Source organism: Streptomyces pseudoechinosporeus, assembly GCF_054783935.1.
In genome coordinates, this window is record NZ_BAAGPS010000001.1 from 63,391 (window position 1) to 80,504 (window position 17,114).

Here is a 17,114-nt window from a genome sequence, read left to right on the forward strand (position 1 = left end):
ACCCGCGGTTCTGTTGTGCGCTGACACGCCGCTGAGCTCGGGTGGGTGATCCACGTTCCTGGGGCTGCGCCCCGGGCTCGCCCCAGGCCCCCGCAAGGGGGTGTGACGGGTCGTGCCTGCGCTGCGGGATCGTCGTGGCTGGTCGCTCCCCCACTCTCGGCTTCGCTCGAGCGGGGGGACCCCCATCGCGGCGGAGCCGCAAATTGATACAGCCCCGCGCCCCTTACGGGGCTACGGGGTGCGGGACTCAGCTGATCAGCGGCGGACGCGGCCCCGGCTCCCCCTCGGGCCCCCGGCCCTCGTCCTCGCGGATGACCTCGCCCGGTACGACCTTGCCGTCGGGGCGGTGCATGCGGGCCTGTTGGAAGGCATCGCCCAGGGTGCCGGGAGTGGCTTCACGCAGCTTGCGTTCGAAGGTGCGCTCCGCGTAGCGGCTCAGGGACTTCTGGACCGGCGGGATCAGCAGGACGAGACCGAACGCGTCGGAGATCAGGCCCGGCAGCATCAGGAGCAGGCCGCCCAGCATCATCAGGCCATTGCCTTCGCTGTCCCGCTCACCCTGCGGCAGCACGCCGCCCTGCTGCTGTTGCAGCGCCTCGCTCAGGGCCCGGAAGGCCCGGCGTCCGGCCCGCTTGATGACCACGGAACCCAGCACGAACCCGGCCACGAGCAGCAGAAAGACGGCCCAGCCACCCGCCGTGCCCGCCACCACGGTCAACAGCCAGATCTCCAGGACCAGCCATGCGGCGATGCCGAGCGGCAGGAACGTACGCAGCCGGGACCGCCGCGGTCGCGCGGGGTACGTCGGAGTCGGAGCGCCAGTCGTCATGCGTCCAGTGTGCCTGGACCCGGCTCAGGACGGGATAAGGGGGGCGATCAATTCTGCCCAAGGCCCCACGGATCAAGGCGACTTACGCCCTAAGATCCGCCCCGCCCGCTCCCCCACACCCCACGTCGTGACCCGCCACAACGCCTCCACGAGGATGTCGCGGCTCATCTTGGAGTCGCCGAGTTCCCGCTCGACAAAGGTGATGGGCACCTCGACGACGTGGTAGCCGGCCTTGACGGCACGGCGTGCCAGGTCGACCTGGAAGCAGTAGCCCTGGGAGGCGACGTCGCCGAGGCCGAGACCTTCGAGGGTCTCCCGGCGGAACGCGCGGTAGCCGCCGGTGACATCGCGGAGCGGTACGTCGAGCAGGACGCGGGAGTACAGGCTGCCGCCGCGCGAGATGAACTCCCGGGACTTGGGCCAGTTCACGACCCGCCCGCCCGGCACCCACCTGGAGCCGAGGACCAGGTCGGCGCCCTTGAGTGCGGTGAGCAGCCGGGGCAGTTCCTCGGGCTGGTGCGAACCGTCGGCGTCCATCTCGACCAGTACGCCGTAACCGTGCTCGAGCCCCCACCGGAAGCCCGCGAGGTAGGCGGCGCCGAGGCCCTCCTTGCCCCTGCGGTGCAGTACGTGGACGTGGTCGTCCTCGGCGGACAACTCGTCGGCGTGCTTGCCGGTGCCGTCGGGACTGTTGTCGTCGGCGACCAGGACGTGCGCCGCGGGCACAGCGGCCCGCACCCGGCCGACGATCGCCCTGATGTTCTCCACCTCGTTGTAGGTGGGGATGATCACCAAGGTGGTGCCGAGCGGACCGAACTGCCGCCCACCGCCGTCGTTCACAGCTTCCCCTTAAGACATCCGTGCGAGGGGCTCCACCATAGCGAGCGCCCGCTTCGGCGCAGGCAGGGACGGCGGCCCGGGAGACCTGAGAAGGGGAAGATACAGCGGATCGGGGCCCGGCGCCCTTCGGGCCGACCTGGGACCCGCTGGCTGCGGATCGACCTAGAGCCGTTGTCTACTGAGCGCCGGGCCCCACCCGGGTCACACCTGCCGACCTGCGGTACGTTCCCCCGCCCTCGTGGCGCGAGCGCTGGGCCTGGCTCCCAGTTGTGGTGCGCCGGTCCGGCACACCACCCCTGACGCAGCGGCGCTTCGAGGGCTGCTCGGAACCTCCGCGGTCGGACGTCCGGTGGTGGACCCGGCCGAACCTACCGGCCACCCGCCGCTTTCTGTCAACAGCCGTTCGAGCTGCGGACTTTCACTCAATCGCCTGGTCAGCGCGGAGGACACGCAGGTCGCATGACGAAGCGCCCGGTGATGACCGGCGCCGAGCCGCCCCAGCACATCACCCCTCCGGCCGTACGAACACGGTGCGGCCCCCCACGACGGTCCGCAGACAGACGGGAAGGCGCGTCCCGGGCGTCAGGTCGGGCAGTCCGGGGGTGCCGGAGCGGGGGTCGGTCGACCATCGGGCGACCCGGTCGTCCGGTGCCTGGACGACCAGTTCATCGGCGCGCCACACGACGTAGTCGGCGGGTGCGCCCGGCACCAGGACGCCCGCCTCGTCCCGGCCGATCGCCCGCCAGCCGCCCCGCGTATGGGCCGTGAAGGCGGCGCGTACGGAGATCCGGTGCTCCGGCGTGCGGTGGAAGGCCGCGGCGCGGACGGTGCCCCACGGGTCGAGCGGGGTGACGGGGCTGTCGGAGCCGAAGGCGAGCGGTACGCCGGTACGCAGGAGGGCCGCGAACGGGTTGAGCGTACGGGCCCGTTCGGCGCCCAGGCGCTGTGCGTACATGCCGTCCTCGCCGCCCCACAGCGCGTCGAAGGCGGGCTGGACGGAGGCGGTGAGGCCGAGTTCGGCGAAGCCCGCGATGGTCTCGGGGGTGAGCATCTCGGCGTGCTCGACACGGTGCCGGGCGGCACGCACCCGGGCCAGGCCGACCTTCTCGGCGGCGACGCGCACTCCCTCGACCACAGCGGTCACGGCCGCGTCCCCGATGGCGTGGAAGCCGGCCTGCAGCCCCGCCTCCGTACAGGCCACTACATGGGCGGCGACATCGGCGGCGTCCAGGTAGGAGGTGCCGGTGTGGTCGGCGTCCGCGTACGGCCGGTGCAGGCAGGCCGTGTGCGAGCCGAGCGCGCCGTCGACGAAGAGGTCGCCCGCGGCGCCGATCGCGCCCAGGGAGCGGGCCTTCGTGACGTCCTGCTCGGCCCAGTAACCGACGACCCTCGGCCCGGCCTCCTCCGCGGCGAGCCGCAGCAACCCCGTGAAGTCGTCCTCGGAGGAGATCTCCGGGCCCGCGCACTCGTGGACGGAGCCGATGCCGAGCGAGGCGGCGTGCGCCAGCGCGGCACGCTGGGCCTCGGTGCGCTGGGCCGGGGTGACGGCTCCCAGAGCCGCGGCGCGGACGGCGTGGTGGGCGTCCCGGGTGAGCGGTTGCCCGGCCTCGAAGCCCGCCTTCTCCCGCACCCCTGGCGCCAGATCCAGCAGGGCCGTGGTCACGACGGCGGAGTGCACGTCGATCCGGCTGAGGTAGAGCGGGCGACCGCCGGTGGCTTCGTCGAGTTCGTCCCGCCGGGGCGGGCGCCGCCCGGGCCAGCGGGCGGCGTCCCAGCCGTGGCCGAGGAGGACCCGGTCGCCGGGGCGGGCCGCGGCGAAGTCCCGTACGAGATCGAGGGCCGCCGCCAGGGAGGGCACGTCGGACAGATCGAGGCCGGTGAGGGCGAGCCCGGTGGCCGTGCTGTGCACATGGGCGTCGGTGAACGCCGGGGTGACCAGGGCGCCTTCGAGGTCCACCACCTCGTCGGCCCCGTCCGCGAACGCGTCGGCCGCGCCCTCGGAGCCGACCCAGGCGACTTGCCCGCGTTCCACGACCATCGCGGTGGCGAACGGGTCGGCGGGGCTGTGGACTTCCCCGCCGCGCAGCAGCACGGTACGTGGGGTGGCGGTGCTCTCACTCATGGAGAACAGTCTCGCCCCTCGACGCCCGCACCCCTCTTCCGGGGCTCTTCCAGGGGTTCAGATCTTGGGCGGCCGTGCCTCGTACGGCGTCGACAGGACGACCGTCGTACGCGTCGACACGCCGGCCAGCGAGCGGAGGCGCGCGAGCAGTTCCTCCAGCTCGTGGGGGGTCGAGACGCGGACCTTGAGGATGTAGTTCTCGTCGCCCGCGACGCTGTGGCAGGCCTCGATCTCGGGGACGCCGGACAGTCGTTCCGCGATGTCGTCCGGGGCGCTGGGGTCGAAGGGTTTCACCGAGATGAAGGCCGTCAGCGGCAGACCGACGGCCTCCGGGTCGACGACCGCCGCATAGCCGCGGATGACGCCGCGCTGCTCGAGCCGGCGCACCCGCTGGTGCACGGCCGACGTGGACAGTCCGGTGGCCTTGCCCAGGTCGGTGTAGCTCATCCGCCCGTCCTCGACGAGCAGCTGCACGATCTGTCGGTCGAGCTCCTCCATGGCAGGAACCTACAGGGCCCTTGATCCTCACCGGTACCTCAGCGGCGCAGGTCATACCCGGTTTGTGATCTGATGGGGAGGACCCGGCGAGCCGTGCGGGGACAAATCCACCGCGTCCGGCACCTGCGAGCGGCATGTGACGAACGCCACAGTGTGGCCACAGGTTCCGTGATGTTCTCGTGATTACCGCCGAGACGGGGCGGGAAGTGCTTGCTGTGGTCGAGGCCGCAGCGCCTTGTCGGCCCACCCGAGGGGGAGAAAATATATGCAGAGTCTGAAGCGCCCCGGTCGTACCGCACCCAAGCGGCAGCAGCCGGTCGCCGAGCCCGCGCCGGAGGGTGTTGAACCGGCTGAGGACGAGCTCGACGCGTACGACACCTTCGAGATGTACCGGGTGATCTGCCCGGACTGCGCGCAGCCCATCGCGCTCCTCGCGGACGAGGAGGTCCTGCCCGAGCACGCGCTGTGCGCCACCCCGTGGAACCCGTTCGGGCTCACGGTCTGTGCCGGTACGGGCCGCGCGGCGGCCGAGGCCCGGCCCGCCGACGAGTCGATGGAGGCCCAGGAGCAGGACACCGCCCTGCTGTTGACGCTCCCTCAGGGACTCGACTGGCGCACACAACCCTTCTCGCACGTCGGCGGCCCCGGCTCGCGTCCCATCCGGGTGCCGGTGATGCGCCGCCAGGCGGCGTAAGCGCTCCGCTGGGTTCGGCCGGAATTCGGGTCCGGTTTTGACTGCGGGCCGTATGTGGCTGGTCGCGCCCACGATGGGGGTCCCCCCGCTCGAGCGAAGCCGAGAGTGGGGGAGGAGTCGCATGTTGATACAGCCCCGCGCCCCTGAAGGGGCGCGGTGCCGCACCGGACTTCGTCAAGTCTGACCGGCTGGGTTCAGAACCCCGTACGGGCCCCGCCGTGAACTGACGGGCGAATCCGTGGCCGGTGACTTGTCCGGCCTCGACGCGTTGGCCCCGATATGACCTCTACCTACGCAGAGACGAGCCGTCGCCGCAGGATTATCGTTCCGGCACCCGCGGAACCGGCTCCCCAGAGTGCGCAGCAGCCGAGCGCACAGAAGCAGCCTGAAAAGCCACAGGCAAAGACGCCAAAGGCACAAACACTCCAAGCGCTGCGGCAGCCCCAGGATCCGCCCATCTACCGTGCTCTGCTTCGCACTTGGGCCAAACGGGGCCGGACTCTGCCGGGGCGTCACGACCCCGAGTGGGTACGGCTCGTCGCGCCCTCGGTCATGTACGGATACGGGCGGCTGTTCACCGCGACTCGGGACCAGCTAGGTGACGAGCGATGACCATCCGCTGGATCTGATTGGTGCCCTCGACGATCTGCAGCACCTTCGCCTCACGCATGTAGCGCTCGACGGGGAAGTCCGCGGTGTAGCCGTACCCGCCGAGCACCTGGACGGCGTCCGTGGTGACCTTCATCGCGGCGTCGGTGCACAGCAGTTTCGCCATGGCCGCCTGCTTGGAGAACGGCCGCCCCGCGTCCCGCAGCCGGGCGGCCGTGAGATAGAGCGCCCGGCCCGCCTCGATCTGGGTCGCCATGTCCGCAAGCATGAAGCGCAGGCCCTGGAAGTCCGCGATCCGCCGGCCGAACTGCTCGCGCCCGGTGGCATACGCGACCGCCTCGTCCAGCGCCGCCTGGGCCACGCCGATCGCACAGGCCGCGATGCCGAGCCGCCCGGAGTCGAGCGCGGACAGGGCGATCGCGAAGCCCTGGCCCTCGTCGCCGATGCGCCGGCCGTCGGAGATCCGCACCCCGTCGAGGTGGACCTGAGCCGTGGGCGAGCCCTTCAGCCCCATCTTCTTCTCGGGCACCGCCGCACTCAGCCCCTCGGCGTCACCGGGAACGAGGAACGCCGTGATGCCCCGCGTCCCCTCACCGCCGCTGCGCGCGAACACGGTGTAGAAGTCGGCGATCCCCCCATGAGTGATCCAGGCCTTGGTGCCGGTGAGCAGCCAGTCATCCCCGTCCCGTACGGCCTTGGTTCGCATGCTGGCGGCATCGGATCCGGAGGACGGCTCGGAGAGGCAGTACGCCCCGAGGAGGCCGCCGCCGAGCATGGCCGGCAGATGCTCGACCTGCTGTTCCTTCGTGCCGTAGTGGGCGAGGGCGTGGCAGGACAGCGAGTGCACGCTGACGCCGAGGCCGACGGTCAGCCGGGCCGCGGCGAGCTCTTCGAGGACCTGGAGATAGACCTCGTACGGCTGGTCACCGCCGCCGTACTCGGAGTCGTACGGAAGACCTAGCAGTCCCGACTCGGAGAGCAGCGTGAAGACGTCGCGCGGGAAGCGCCCGGCGTCCTCCTCCTCGGCCGCCTTCGGGGCGATCTCGCGCTGCGCGATGTCGCGGACGAGCGAGATCAGATCCCGGGCCTCGTCCGTGGGCAGTTGACGGTCCACCGGCTGCGGGGCGCGGTCGGGCATGGCGACGCTCTCCTCCCTGTCGGGCACTTCGGCGAGCGCCCGCCTTGGTTTTAGGGGGCTCCACCGGGTCTCACAGTGCCCAGCCGATGCTGTCCGTCCGGGTCACGGAGGGAGCTGACCAGCGGCTGTGCGCTGTGAGTATGCCCGGTCCGCAGCAGCGCGTCACCGGTTAACGCTCGTTAATTAGAACACATTCGGATTGGTCCGAACCATTGACGCACTGGTCTAGTCCTTCTACTGTTCCCCCCAGCGTCGAACGCGTTCATGCCAAGCGGTACCGTCCTGCCCGAGCGCCACCCGGCAGGGCCGGCACCACTCCCCCACGCTCCCCTCCCCACGAGGTGACCCGATGCTCAGACCGCAACGTCCCCCCGCCCGCTTCCGGACACTCATTTCCGCCGTGTGCTGCACCGTCCTCGGTGCGGGACTGCTCGCCGGTGCGGGCCCCGCCACTGCGTCGCAAGACGCCACGGCCTCCGGCCCGGCAAGGAAAGCCGCCGCCGGCTCGAAGGTCGTCGGCTACTTCACCGAGTGGGGCACCTACGCCCGCAATTACCTCGTCAAGAACATCGACACGTCCGGCTCGGCGGCCAAGCTCACCCACATCAACTACGCCTTCGGCAACGTCACCGGCGGCAAGTGCGCCATGGGCGACTCCTACGCGGCGACGGAACGGACGTACACCGCGGCCGAGTCCGTCGACGGCGCCGCCGACACCTGGGACCAGCCCTTGCGCGGCACCTTCAACCAGCTGCGCGAGCTGAAGAAGAAGCACCCGAACCTCAAGGTCCTCTGGTCCTTCGGGGGCTGGACCTGGTCCGGCGGCTTCGCCGAGGCCGCCGGGAACCCGACTGCCTTCGCCCAGTCCTGCTACGACCTGGTCGAGAACTCCAAGTGGGCGGACGTCTTCGACGGGATCGACATCGACTGGGAGTACCCCAATGCCTGCGGCCTGACCTGCGACACCAGCGGCAGGGAGGCGTACGGGAAGCTGATGTCGGCGGTGCGCGCGAAGTTCGGCGGCTCCGCGCTGGTCACGGCGGCGATCCCGGCCGACGCCACCAGCGGCGGCAAGATCGACGCGGCGGACTACGCGGGCGCCGCTCAGTACGTCGACTGGTACAACCCGATGACGTACGACTTCTTCGGCGCCTGGGACGCGACCGGTCCGACGGCTCCGCACTCGCCGCTGACCTCGTACTCCGGGATTCCGAAGGCGGAGTTCCACACCTCCGCGACGATCACCAAGCTCAGGGGCCTCGGTATCCCGGCCTCGAAGCTGCTGTTCGGCATCGGCTTCTACGGGCGTGGCTGGACCGGTGTCACCCAGGCAGCGCCCGGCGGCACCGCCACCGGTCCGGCGGCGGGGACGTACGAGCAGGGCATCGACGACTACAAGGTGCTCAAGACAAAGTGCCCGGCGACGGGCACGGTCGGCGGCACGGCGTATGCCAAGTGCGGCAGCGACTGGTGGAGCTACGACACCCCGTCGACCATCGCCGGGAAGGTGGCCTACAAGAACCAGCAGGGCCTGGGAGGCACCTTCTTCTGGGAACTGAGCGGTGACACCTCGGACGGCGAGCTGATCCGGTCGATCAACTAGCTTGTTCCGTACGTCACTTGGGGCGGGGGTCGGCGGACCCCCGCTCTTCGCTCAGGCGTTGCGGGCGGCTTCCGGCGCCGGGTACGAGGGGTCGAGGTCCTCGATCGCCCGCAGGGCGCCGCCGAGCATCTTCACCAGCAGTTCGCGCATCACGTCGCGCGGGAGCGCCTGGCGGTCGATCCAGTCGAGGGTGGTGCCTTCGACGCTGCACAGCCAGCCGAGCAGCGCCATGCGGGGCAGCGGGGCGACCTTGCGCCGGCCGTACGCTCCCTCGGCGATGGTCTCGAGGATGGCTTCGCGCACGCCGTCGCGGATGGCGAGCACCTCGGCGTCGAAGCCGACGCCGCCGGTGATGATCGCGCGGTACGCGGCCTGGTGGTGCTCGGCGTAGCGCAGATAGCCGTCGATGGTGCGGTGCACTCGTTCATAGGGCGGCAGTTCGAGGCCGCCGGCCGCGCGGGAGATCAGGTCGGCCACCGAGTCCTCGATGATGGCCAGGTAGTAACCGCGCTTGGACTTGAAGTAGTAGTAGATCAAGCCCTTGGCGACGTGTGCGTGCTTGGCGATGTCGTCCATCGACAGTGTGTCGTAGGACGTGTCGGCGAATAACTTCCGCCCGATGGCGATGAGTTCGGCACGACGCGCCAAGGAGCGGTCGGTGCCGCGTGCCCGTGGGCGGTCGTCGTGCCGTTGACTATGGTTCAATTCCAGCCCTGGTCTTCAACTGCCTCCGAAACTTTCGCACGCAGTATGGCAGACCCCCGCCACCGGCCCGTTCGACTCTCTTCGACTGCTTCCGCTGCCCCGCAGGCCAGCCGTCAGATCATGCCGAGCTGTGTGACGAGCATCGCGAGCACCACCACGAAGGTCCAGCCGGCAAGGTGCTCAAGGATCTTCGGGTCGTCGTCCTTGGGGCCGCCGGTACGGGTCTGAAGGCGTCCGGCGGTGACAGAGGTCGCGGTCATGGCAGCTCGCTCGCATTGGCTTCGATCGGTGGACTCCCCGGGTCCATAGGTCCCTCGGCCCCAGGGTTTGTCCACCTTGCCACCCGAATCGGCCTTTGCGGGAGAGACCTTGGTCACGTCCCGTATGCCCAGGTCAGCACTCCTGTCAGCGGATGCCGACCGCCGCCAGTGCGTTCCGCTGGCGCGCCGTGGAATGCGCCGGGAAGTAGAGGTAACAGACCCCGCCGGTCCCGGAGACCACGTTCCCGGAGGCGTTGTACCTCTTGGTACGGAGCCAGATGTTCTCCCAGGCGCGCCGCTGGTAGACCCGCCGCACCGCCTCGTTGCTCGGTGAGTTCGGGTCGTTGGCGATCACGTCGCCGTCGGCCGTGAATCCGATGACGGTCATCAGATGGCCCGCGGTGCCGTAACCCGCTCCGGGCAGCTCGGACTCGAGGAACGACTGGGACGTGATGGCCGGGATGCCCGCCGCGATCAGTGTCTCCAGATCGGTGAGCGAACCGAGTCGCGTCACCACGCCCTGGAGGTCCTTGTACGTGGCGGCGTACGCGGCGTTGAAGGGCCAGTTGCCGCAGCCTTCGTACTGGTAGTCGTAGGTGAACCGGGCGGCATGGCACACCTGCGGATCCGCGAAGTCGGGATCGACCCACGCCAGGTCCTCGGCGGTGGGCTTCCGCCCCCAGTATTCGATGATCATCTGCGAGGAGGTGGGGCTGCACCAGGCCTCGCCGCCGTTGTCGTACTCCGGGTACTGGCCGATGTGGGTCTCCTGCGAGTACCGCGGGACCGTCAGCTCCTTGGCGAGCGAGGGCTTCGAGGCCGGGACGGTGAAGCGGTCCGGGATGTCAGAACCCATCGCGCCCAGCCGCCACACGGTGGGCGTGATCTTCGCCCCGGGCTTGCGGTACAGCGTCAGCCGCAGCCGGTACGAGACGAGACGCAGACCGGAGGCCGCGTCGTCGATGGAGAAGGCGTCCGTCCAGACGCTGCTCTTGCCGTCGCTCTGGTCGTCCACCGAGGTACGCCTGATGCCCTGGTCACCGGCCGCCCAGCGGCCCATCACATACCAGGGGGTGTCCGTTCCGTCGGAGTACGTGCCCGCCAGCTCGATCTGGAGCCAGGTCCCCGCCGGAGTGTGCGCGTTCCAGGAGGCGATGACCTCGGTCGAGGGGACGGCGAGGCGGTGGACGGGCGAGGTCCAGCGCGCGTACTCCCAGGTGGCCGTCCTGCCGGTGTGCGGGTCCGCGTAGTCGATGCGGCCGGCGGGGGTCGCGATCGCCAGGCCCGGACGCTTCCCGGAGACGGCGCGGGTGCCCTCCGCGGTGCCGCCGCGCCAGTCGGTGTACGAGGTCCAGGCACGGTTGTCGACCTGGCCGGACGGCGCTTTCGACGGGGCGTGCGCGGTGCGGGCGGAGGAGCCGGCGGCGGCCGCCGGGCTGGCGGCACCCGCCACTGTCGCGGCCACCGCCACGGCCAAGAGGCTTCTGCGGGAGGGCTGTTCGGCTCTGGTCATGTGCGGGTGACCCCCAGGTTTCCGGAACGGGCGAGTCCAAAGTGTGGGTGTGCGCCAACTATGGATGCCCGTGCTGTCTCCTGCCAGCACCTCAGAGGCCGTAGCACCGATCAATATTGGTCACAACCATTGGCACTACGTTCGGGAAATACCCTGGCAATGTGCACACCTCGCCAGACACCCTCGCCTCCCGCCTCCACCAACTGCCGCCCTCCTGCGGCCCAGTCCGCCTCGTCGGCATCGACGGGCACGCGGGCTCCGGAAAGACGACGTTCGCGGGGCGGCTGGCCGAGGCGCTGGGCGGCGCACCCGTACTGCACCTGGACGACATCGCCACGCACGAGGAACTGTTCGCGTGGACGGGTCGGCTGCTCCGGGACGTCGTCGAGCCGCTGAGCCGCGGCGAGCGTGCGCACTACCGGCCGTACGACTGGCAGGCGCGCCGCTTCGGGCCGGTCCGCGAACTGCCGCCGGCGCCCGTGGTGCTCGTCGAGGGTGTGGGCGCGGGACGCCGTGCGTTGCGGCCGTTTCTGGCGTGCCTGCTGTGGATGGAGTTGCCGCCCGAGCACGCCTGGGCGCGAGGTCAGAAGCGCGACGGTTCGGAACAGAGCGACTTCTGGGCAGGCTGGGTTCTCGCCGAGCGCCGCCACTTCGCCGAGGACCCTTCTCGGCCCTTTGCCGATCTCTTGGTGCGGGGGTTTTCGGAGGGATTTGAGGTGTTTCCGGGACCTGCTGGGACCCCTGGACCGGACCAGATCATCACGCAGCGTGACGGGCCGTCGCCTGTGTGCTGAACCTGTGAAGAGGGGTGTCCGAGAAGTGCCCCAAGTGCTTCAACTCGGCTTGACCGAGGGGCCGTACAGGTCTTACGTTCTCAATGTGCGGCTTTTCGAAGTCGCCGACAGACGCGAAGCCCCCGGTTGTTCCCCCGTGATCGGGGGCTTCGTTCTGTCCTCATTCCGGATTCCGGACGCCGGGCGCCATGATTCGCTCACCCTCGGTCACCGAGCTGAGTGCGCCCCATGTGCTCCCACCTCGAAGAACCCGTCGTGCGGGCACTCTTCGGCCCGGTACCGCCCCGCGGGTACGATGCCTCTCGGTGCGACCTTCGGACGGCTGCTCTCCGCACCGAACGCGCAACTCCCGTCCACAGCACAGCGGTTCGACGAAGGCTGCCGACGGGCACCGGCCCGCCCGGCACTCAACGGGGGCACGGTATGTGGGGGACGTGATGGACTTCGGCACGCAGGGCCCCGAGGCCCCGGCCGACCTCGCCTGGCTGCGAGGTGTGGACGCCTACACGATGGGGGCCTATCCGCAGGCGGAGGAGGAGTTCCGCGCGGCGGTCCGGACCGATCCGGGGATGGCCGACGGCTGGCTCGGGCTGCACGCGCTGCGCATCGACACGACCACCGCGCTGCTGCGGATGTTCCGGCACCGGGAGCGCTTCGGGGAACAGCGCGCCCGCCACCGGCGCACCCTCAACTCCTGGTATTGGCTGGGCTGGTGGGTGCAGCCCGTGCTGGAGAGCCCACGCGATCTGCTGCTCGCGCACGCTTCGCACTGGCTCGACGGACGCCATGTCCCGGAGCTGGATCGGGCGCTCGCCGGACTGCCGCCGGTGGACGCCGATCCGCAGGTGCGGTTTCTGCACGCCTGCCGGGCCTATCTGGTCAAGGACTGGGAGCAGTTGGTCCGGCACACCGATCCGCTGATCGACGATCCGATGCTGGGCATCGAGGCCGGGCTGTTCGGCGGCATGGCGCGCGTACGCCTGGAGATGTACGGGCAGGCCGAGCCGCTGCTGTCGGCTGCGCTGATGCGCTGTCGCAGCGAGCAGCCGCAGCGCAAGGAGCTGCGGTACTGGCTGGCGCGGGCGCACGAGGGCACGGGACGGTCGGCGGCGGCGCTGCCCCTGTACCGGGCGGTGCACCGGGTCGACCCCGCCTTCATGGACACCTCGGCGCGGCTCGCGGCGATCTCCGAGGGCGACGGGTACGACGACGCGGCGGACCTCGCGGCGATCACGCTCACCGGCGTCCAGGACATGATCGACGGACCGGACGGCGTCGACGCGCTGTTCGGCCCGGAAGGCCGGGACCTCAAGCTCTCGGAGCCCGATCTGCCGCCGTCGGGCGGACTGCCGTCCGAGACCGACACGGTCCGCGAGAAGGCCATAGTGCCGGTCCAGCCTCCGCAGCTGCCGACCGGCCCCACCGACCCCACGTTGCTCGAGGAGGCGCTCGCCGAGTTGGAGCGGATGGTCGGTCTGGAGCCGGTGAAGCGGCAGGTGAAGGCGCTGTCCGCGCAGTTGAACATGGCCCGGCTGCGCGCCGGGCAGGGCCTTCCCGTGCAGCCGCCGAAGCGGCACTTCGTCTTCTCCGGACCCTCCGGCACCGGCAAGACGACGGTGGCCCGCATCCTGGGCCGCGTCTTCTACGCGCTCGGGCTGCTCGGCGGCGATCACCTCGTGGAGGCCCAGCGCGCCGACCTGGTGGGCGAGTACCTCGGCCAGACCGCCGTGAAGGCCAACGAACTGATCGACTCCGCGATCGGCGGCGTCCTCTTCGTCGACGAGGCCTACTCGCTGTCCAACTCCGGCTACAGCAAGGGCGACGCATACGGCGACGAGGCGCTTCAGGTGCTGCTCAAGCGCGCCGAGGACAACCGCGACCATCTCGTCGTGATCCTCGCCGGCTACCCCGAGGGCATGGACCGCCTGCTCGCCGCCAACCCCGGGCTTTCGTCCCGTTTCACGACCCGCGTCGACTTCCCCTCGTACCGCCCCCTCGAACTCACCTCGATCGGCGAGGTGCTGGCCGCCGAGAACGGCGACGTATGGGACGAGGAGGCGCTCGACGAGCTGCGCTCCATCAGCGGGCATGTCGTCGACCAGGGCTGGATCGACGAGCTCGGCAACGGCCGCTTCCTGCGCACTCTGTACGAGAAGAGCTGCGCCTATCGCGATCTACGGCTGTCCGGCTACACGGGTGAGCTGACCCGCGACGACCTGTCCACCCTGCGCCTGCCGGATCTGATGCAGGCGTACGGCGAGGTCCTGTCGGGCCGGGGGCCCCAGGATCCGTCGGCGTTGTGACCGGGCGTCCCCGGGGGCCGGGGCGAGCGCGAAAGTGTGACACTTTCATGTGAAAGTGTCACACTTTCGCGCCCTACCCCCTTGCCCCTCAGCTCGCCAGGGCCTCCTCCGGAGCACCGCTCGGGACGGGCTCCGCCAGCGTCTTCACCTGTTGAGCGTGCTGGGTCTGCGGAGCGGCCCGGTGTGCCGGGTCGCGCACCTCGCCGACCAGGAGTTCCAATACGTCCTCCAAGGCGACCAGGCCGAGTACGCGGCCCGAGGCGTCGGCGACCTGGGCGAGGTGCGTCGCGGCGCGGCGCATCACGGTCAGGGCGTCGTCCAGCGGGAGCTCGGAGCGCAGCGTCGTCATGGGGCGCCAGATCTGCTGCGGCACGGCCCGCTCCGACTCCTCCAGATCGAGTACGTCCTTCACATGCAGATAGCCCATGAAGGCGCCGTTCTCCGCGCACACCGGGAACCGGGAGTAGCCGGTGCGGGCGGTGAGTGCGACGACCTGGCCCGGGGTGACCGAGGGGCCGACCGTCACCAGTGACTCGCGGTCCAGGAGCACATCCGTGACCGGGCGGGAGCCCAGCTCCAGCGCGTCCTCCAGGCGCTCCTGCTCCTCGGGGTCGAGGAACCCGGCCTGGCCCGCGTCCTCCACAAGGCGGTTGAGCTGCTCGCTGGTGAAGACCGCCTCGACCTCGTCCTTCGGCTCGACGTGGAAGAGCTTCAGGATCAGGCGGGAGCAGGCTCCCAGACCCGCGGTGACCGGCTTGCACAGCCGGGCGAAGGCGACCAGGCCGGGGCTGAGCCACAGCGCGGTCTTCTCCGGCGCGGCCATCGCCAGGTTCTTCGGCAGCATCTCGCCGACGACGAGGTGGAGGAAGACGACCGCGGCGAGAGCGATGACGTACCCGAGCGGATGGATCATGCCTTCGGGCAGGTGCACCGCGTGGAAGACGGGCTCCAGGAGGCGGGCCACGGTGGGCTCGGCGACGGCGCCGAGCGTCAACGAGCAGACGGTGATGCCGAACTGGGCGGCGGCCATCATCTGCGGCAGGTTCTCCAGGCCGTACATGACCTGCCGGGCCCGTGTGGTGCCGAGCGGTTCGATCTGGCTGCGGCGTACGGAGACGAGCGCGAACTCGGCACCGACGAAGAATCCGTTGGCGAGTACGAGCAGGGCGGCGAACAGGAGTTGGAGCAGACTCATCGGACGGCCTCCACCATGGCGTCCGCGGCCTTGACCAGACGTACCCGCTCGGCCCGGTAGTGCCCGACCTGCCGCACCGACAGGCGCCAGCCCGGGAGTTCGGCCTTGTCACCGGGTGCCGGGATCCGGCCGAGCAGATCGGCGACGAGGCCGGCGACCGTCTCGTACGGACCCTCGGGCACGTCGAGGCCGATGCGCTGGAGGACGTCGACGCGGCAGCTGCCGTCGGCGTCCCAGGCGGGGCGGCCGTCCTCGGGCGGGGCCACGGCGAGTTCGGGCAGGTCGTGTCCGTCGTGCTCGTCGCGGACCTCGCCGACGAGTTCCTCGACGATGTCCTCCAGGGTGACGACGCCGGCCGTGCCGCCGTACTCGTCGACGACGACCGCGATGGGCTGCTCGCTGCGCAGCCGCTCCAGGAGGGGCTTCACCGGCAGGGTCTCCGGGACGAGCAGCGGGGCTTGCGCGATCCGGCTGACGGGCGTGCGCAGCCGTTCGTGTGTGGGCACCGCGAGGGCGTCCTTGAGGTGCACCATGCCGACGATTTCGTCGATGCGCTCCCGGTAGACGGGGAAACGGGACAGGCCGGTGGCGCGGGTGAGGTTGACGACATCCTCGGCGGTCGCGGAGGACTGCAGGGCGCTGACCCTCACGCGCGGCGTCATGACGTGCTGCGCGGTGAGGTCGGCCAGGGAGAGGGTGCGGACGAAGAGGTCGGCGGTGTCCTGTTCCAGGGTGCCGGCCCGGGCGGAGTGCCGGGCCAGGGAGACGAGTTCGCCGGGGGTACGGGCGGAGGCCAGCTCCGCGGCGGGCTCGACGCCGAAGACGCGGACGAGCCGGTTGGCGACGGCGTTCAGGCCGGCGATCACCGGCCTGAACAGACTGGAGAAGAGGTGCTGGGGTCCCGCGACGAAGCGCGCGACCTGCATCGGCTTGGACACCGCCCAGTTCTTGGGCACGAGCTCGCCGATCACCATCTGCACGGCCGAGGCCAGCAGCATGCCGACGATCACGGAGACACCGGGGACGGCGCCTTCGGGGATGCCGATCGAGGTGAACGGGCCGTGCAGCAGCTCGGCGAGCGCCGGCTCGGCGAGCATGCCGACGACGAGGGAGGTGATGGTGATGCCGAGCTGGGTGCCGGAGAGCTGGAAGGACAGCTCCTTGAGCGACTCGACGACCCGGTGGGCCCGTCGGTCGCCCTCGGCCGCGGCCTTCTCGGCGTCGGGGCGCTCCACCGTGACGAGGCCGAACTCGGCCGCCACGAAGAAGCCGTTGGCGAGAATCAACAGGAACGCCGCCCCGAGGAGCAGCAGGGGGATGGTCATGCCGCCGCCTCGATATGCCGGGAGGGGGCGGCGCAGGTACTACAGGACGATCCGTCCATCGCTGGAGGGAGTCACTCCTCGAGTAGCAGGAGCCCCTGACTTCCGGGGCGGAACATCAGGGGCGGAGGCGCAACGAAAACGCCTCCGGCACCAGATTAATCAAGACACCCGGAAAAACGGCAGGGTGAATTCCTCAGATCAGCCGTGACCTTCGTCGTGCGGGCCGTCGTGCTGTCCTTCGGCATCGCCGATCGCTCGGGCCTCGGCCAGCGCCCGCAGCGTACGGGCGTCCCTGATCGCCTGCTGCTTCGCGATCCCCGGCTGGATGCCGAGCGCGGGCAGGCTGGTGCCGTCGCTGAGGTTCAGGAACACCCACGGGTCGCCGGGACGCAGGTTGACCTGCAGGATCTCCGCCCAGGCAAGGTGCCGGCGGCTGGCGATGTTGACGACGGTGACCCCGGACTCGTCAGCGACGACTTTCGGCCGCGAGAGCAGCACGAGCACCCCGAAGAGCAGCGCTCCGGTGAAGACGAAGCTGAGGCGCTCCCCCGGGCTGAGGTTCTCCAGCAGCATCGCGACCGTCGTGATGACCACGAAGATCGCGACACCGGCGGTCAACAGAACGGCACGGGTACGTCCCGGCCTGAAAGTGACGGGCAGAGAGGGCAGATCCGACATGAGCATGC

Annotated in this window: 15 protein-coding genes; 4 read left to right on the forward strand and 11 right to left on the reverse strand. The window is 70.2% G+C overall.

Features of this window, described 5'->3' with window-relative positions; translation table 11 throughout:
• Nucleotides 1–247 precede the first annotated feature (247 nt).
• From fxsA to ACYVO6_RS00260, 4 genes are all read right to left on the reverse strand, one after another.
• A complete protein-coding gene (fxsA, locus tag ACYVO6_RS00245) occupies nt 248–829 on the reverse strand; it encodes an FxsA family membrane protein (RefSeq protein WP_461056325.1) in 582 nt (193 codons plus the stop codon).
• Nucleotides 830–901: 72 nt separating this feature from the next.
• A complete protein-coding gene (locus ACYVO6_RS00250) occupies nt 902–1,669 on the reverse strand; it encodes a polyprenol monophosphomannose synthase (protein WP_461056327.1) in 768 nt (255 codons plus the stop codon).
• A gap of 505 nt (nt 1,670–2,174) precedes the next feature.
• Complete coding sequence (locus tag ACYVO6_RS00255; RefSeq protein WP_461056329.1) at nt 2,175–3,791, reverse strand: amidohydrolase; 1,617 nt, start codon at nt 3,789–3,791, stop codon at nt 2,175–2,177.
• A gap of 57 nt (nt 3,792–3,848) precedes the next feature.
• Nucleotides 3,849–4,289 carry an Lrp/AsnC family transcriptional regulator gene (locus tag ACYVO6_RS00260; protein WP_033321839.1) on the reverse strand — a complete coding sequence of 147 codons (441 nt, stop codon included), beginning with the start codon at nt 4,287–4,289 and terminating at the stop codon, nt 3,849–3,851.
• A 265-nt stretch (nt 4,290–4,554) separates the two neighbouring features.
• On the opposite strand from ACYVO6_RS00260, the gene ACYVO6_RS00265 reads away from it, so the two are divergent.
• Nucleotides 4,555–4,983, forward strand: coding sequence for a hypothetical protein (locus ACYVO6_RS00265; RefSeq protein WP_461056332.1), 429 nt, complete (start codon nt 4,555–4,557; stop codon nt 4,981–4,983).
• A 574-nt stretch (nt 4,984–5,557) separates the two neighbouring features.
• Here the strand turns inward: ACYVO6_RS00265 and ACYVO6_RS00270 are convergent.
• Nucleotides 5,558–6,730, reverse strand: a complete 1,173-nt coding sequence (locus ACYVO6_RS00270; protein ID WP_461056334.1) for an acyl-CoA dehydrogenase family protein — start codon at nt 6,728–6,730, stop codon at nt 5,558–5,560.
• Nucleotides 6,731–7,079: 349 nt separating this feature from the next.
• Here ACYVO6_RS00270 and ACYVO6_RS00275 point away from each other — a divergent pair, with 349 nt between their 5' ends.
• Nucleotides 7,080–8,333, forward strand: coding sequence for a glycoside hydrolase family 18 protein (locus tag ACYVO6_RS00275; protein WP_461056336.1), 1,254 nt, complete (start codon nt 7,080–7,082; stop codon nt 8,331–8,333).
• A gap of 51 nt (nt 8,334–8,384) precedes the next feature.
• Here the strand turns inward: ACYVO6_RS00275 and ACYVO6_RS00280 are convergent, their stop codons facing one another.
• The 3 genes from ACYVO6_RS00280 to ACYVO6_RS00290 form a co-directional block, all read right to left on the reverse strand.
• Nucleotides 8,385–9,038, reverse strand: coding sequence for a TetR/AcrR family transcriptional regulator (locus ACYVO6_RS00280; RefSeq protein WP_461056338.1), 654 nt, complete (start codon nt 9,036–9,038; stop codon nt 8,385–8,387).
• A gap of 113 nt (nt 9,039–9,151) precedes the next feature.
• Nucleotides 9,152–9,298 carry an SCO1431 family membrane protein gene (locus tag ACYVO6_RS00285; protein WP_461056340.1) on the reverse strand — a complete coding sequence of 49 codons (147 nt, stop codon included), beginning with the start codon at nt 9,296–9,298 and terminating at the stop codon, nt 9,152–9,154.
• Between the two features lie 145 nt (nt 9,299–9,443).
• Nucleotides 9,444–10,811, reverse strand: coding sequence for a peptidase C39 family protein (locus ACYVO6_RS00290; RefSeq protein WP_461056342.1), 1,368 nt, complete (start codon nt 10,809–10,811; stop codon nt 9,444–9,446).
• A gap of 161 nt (nt 10,812–10,972) precedes the next feature.
• Here ACYVO6_RS00290 and ACYVO6_RS00295 point away from each other — a divergent pair, with 161 nt between their 5' ends.
• Both ACYVO6_RS00295 and ACYVO6_RS00300 read left to right on the forward strand, forming a co-directional pair.
• Entirely contained in the window at nt 10,973–11,605 is a 633-nt protein-coding gene (locus ACYVO6_RS00295) for a uridine kinase family protein (RefSeq protein WP_461056344.1), read from the forward strand.
• Nucleotides 11,606–12,042: 437 nt separating this feature from the next.
• On the forward strand, nt 12,043–13,908 hold the full coding sequence (locus ACYVO6_RS00300) for an AAA family ATPase (protein ID WP_461056346.1): 1,866 nt from the start codon (nt 12,043–12,045) through the stop codon (nt 13,906–13,908).
• 88 nt (nt 13,909–13,996) lie between these two features.
• Here the strand turns inward: ACYVO6_RS00300 and ACYVO6_RS00305 are convergent, their stop codons facing one another.
• The 3 genes from ACYVO6_RS00305 to ACYVO6_RS00315 all read right to left on the reverse strand — a co-directional run bounded on the left by ACYVO6_RS00305 (nt 13,997) and on the right by ACYVO6_RS00315 (nt 17,106).
• Nucleotides 13,997–15,103, reverse strand: a complete 1,107-nt coding sequence (locus ACYVO6_RS00305; RefSeq protein WP_461056348.1) for a hemolysin family protein — start codon at nt 15,101–15,103, stop codon at nt 13,997–13,999.
• Nucleotides 15,100–16,428: a hemolysin family protein gene (locus ACYVO6_RS00310; protein ID WP_461056350.1), complete on the reverse strand. Its 1,329-nt coding sequence runs from the start codon at nt 16,426–16,428 to the stop codon at nt 15,100–15,102. The genes ACYVO6_RS00305 and ACYVO6_RS00310 overlap by 4 nt, the downstream gene beginning before the upstream one ends.
• A 198-nt stretch (nt 16,429–16,626) precedes the next feature.
• On the reverse strand, nt 16,627–17,106 hold the full coding sequence (locus ACYVO6_RS00315; RefSeq protein WP_461056352.1) for a PH domain-containing protein: 480 nt from the start codon (nt 17,104–17,106) through the stop codon (nt 16,627–16,629).
• Nucleotides 17,107–17,114 lie beyond the last annotated feature (8 nt).

Excerpts from the sequence above, each read along its gene's own strand:
- ACYVO6_RS00270 (WP_461056334.1), bottom strand. The coding sequence starts at position 6,730 with ATGCCCGACCGCGCCCCGCAGCCGGTGGACCGTCAACTGCCCACGGAC.
- ACYVO6_RS00255 (WP_461056329.1), bottom strand. The coding sequence starts at position 3,791 with ATGAGTGAGAGCACCGCCACCCCACGTACCGTGCTGCTGCGCGGCGGG.
- ACYVO6_RS00315 (WP_461056352.1), bottom strand. The coding sequence starts at position 17,106 with ATGTCGGATCTGCCCTCTCTGCCCGTCACTTTCAGGCCGGGACGTACC.
- ACYVO6_RS00305 (WP_461056348.1), bottom strand. The coding sequence starts at position 15,103 with ATGAGTCTGCTCCAACTCCTGTTCGCCGCCCTGCTCGTACTCGCCAAC.
- ACYVO6_RS00310 (WP_461056350.1), bottom strand. The coding sequence starts at position 16,428 with ATGACCATCCCCCTGCTGCTCCTCGGGGCGGCGTTCCTGTTGATTCTC.
- ACYVO6_RS00260 (WP_033321839.1), bottom strand. The coding sequence starts at position 4,289 with ATGGAGGAGCTCGACCGACAGATCGTGCAGCTGCTCGTCGAGGACGGG.
- ACYVO6_RS00265 (WP_461056332.1), top strand. The coding sequence starts at position 4,555 with ATGCAGAGTCTGAAGCGCCCCGGTCGTACCGCACCCAAGCGGCAGCAG.
- ACYVO6_RS00300 (WP_461056346.1), top strand. The coding sequence starts at position 12,043 with ATGGACTTCGGCACGCAGGGCCCCGAGGCCCCGGCCGACCTCGCCTGG.
- fxsA (WP_461056325.1), bottom strand. The coding sequence starts at position 829 with ATGACGACTGGCGCTCCGACTCCGACGTACCCCGCGCGACCGCGGCGG.
- ACYVO6_RS00290 (WP_461056342.1), bottom strand. The coding sequence starts at position 10,811 with ATGACCAGAGCCGAACAGCCCTCCCGCAGAAGCCTCTTGGCCGTGGCG.
- ACYVO6_RS00275 (WP_461056336.1), top strand. The coding sequence starts at position 7,080 with ATGCTCAGACCGCAACGTCCCCCCGCCCGCTTCCGGACACTCATTTCC.
- ACYVO6_RS00285 (WP_461056340.1), bottom strand. The coding sequence starts at position 9,298 with ATGACCGCGACCTCTGTCACCGCCGGACGCCTTCAGACCCGTACCGGC.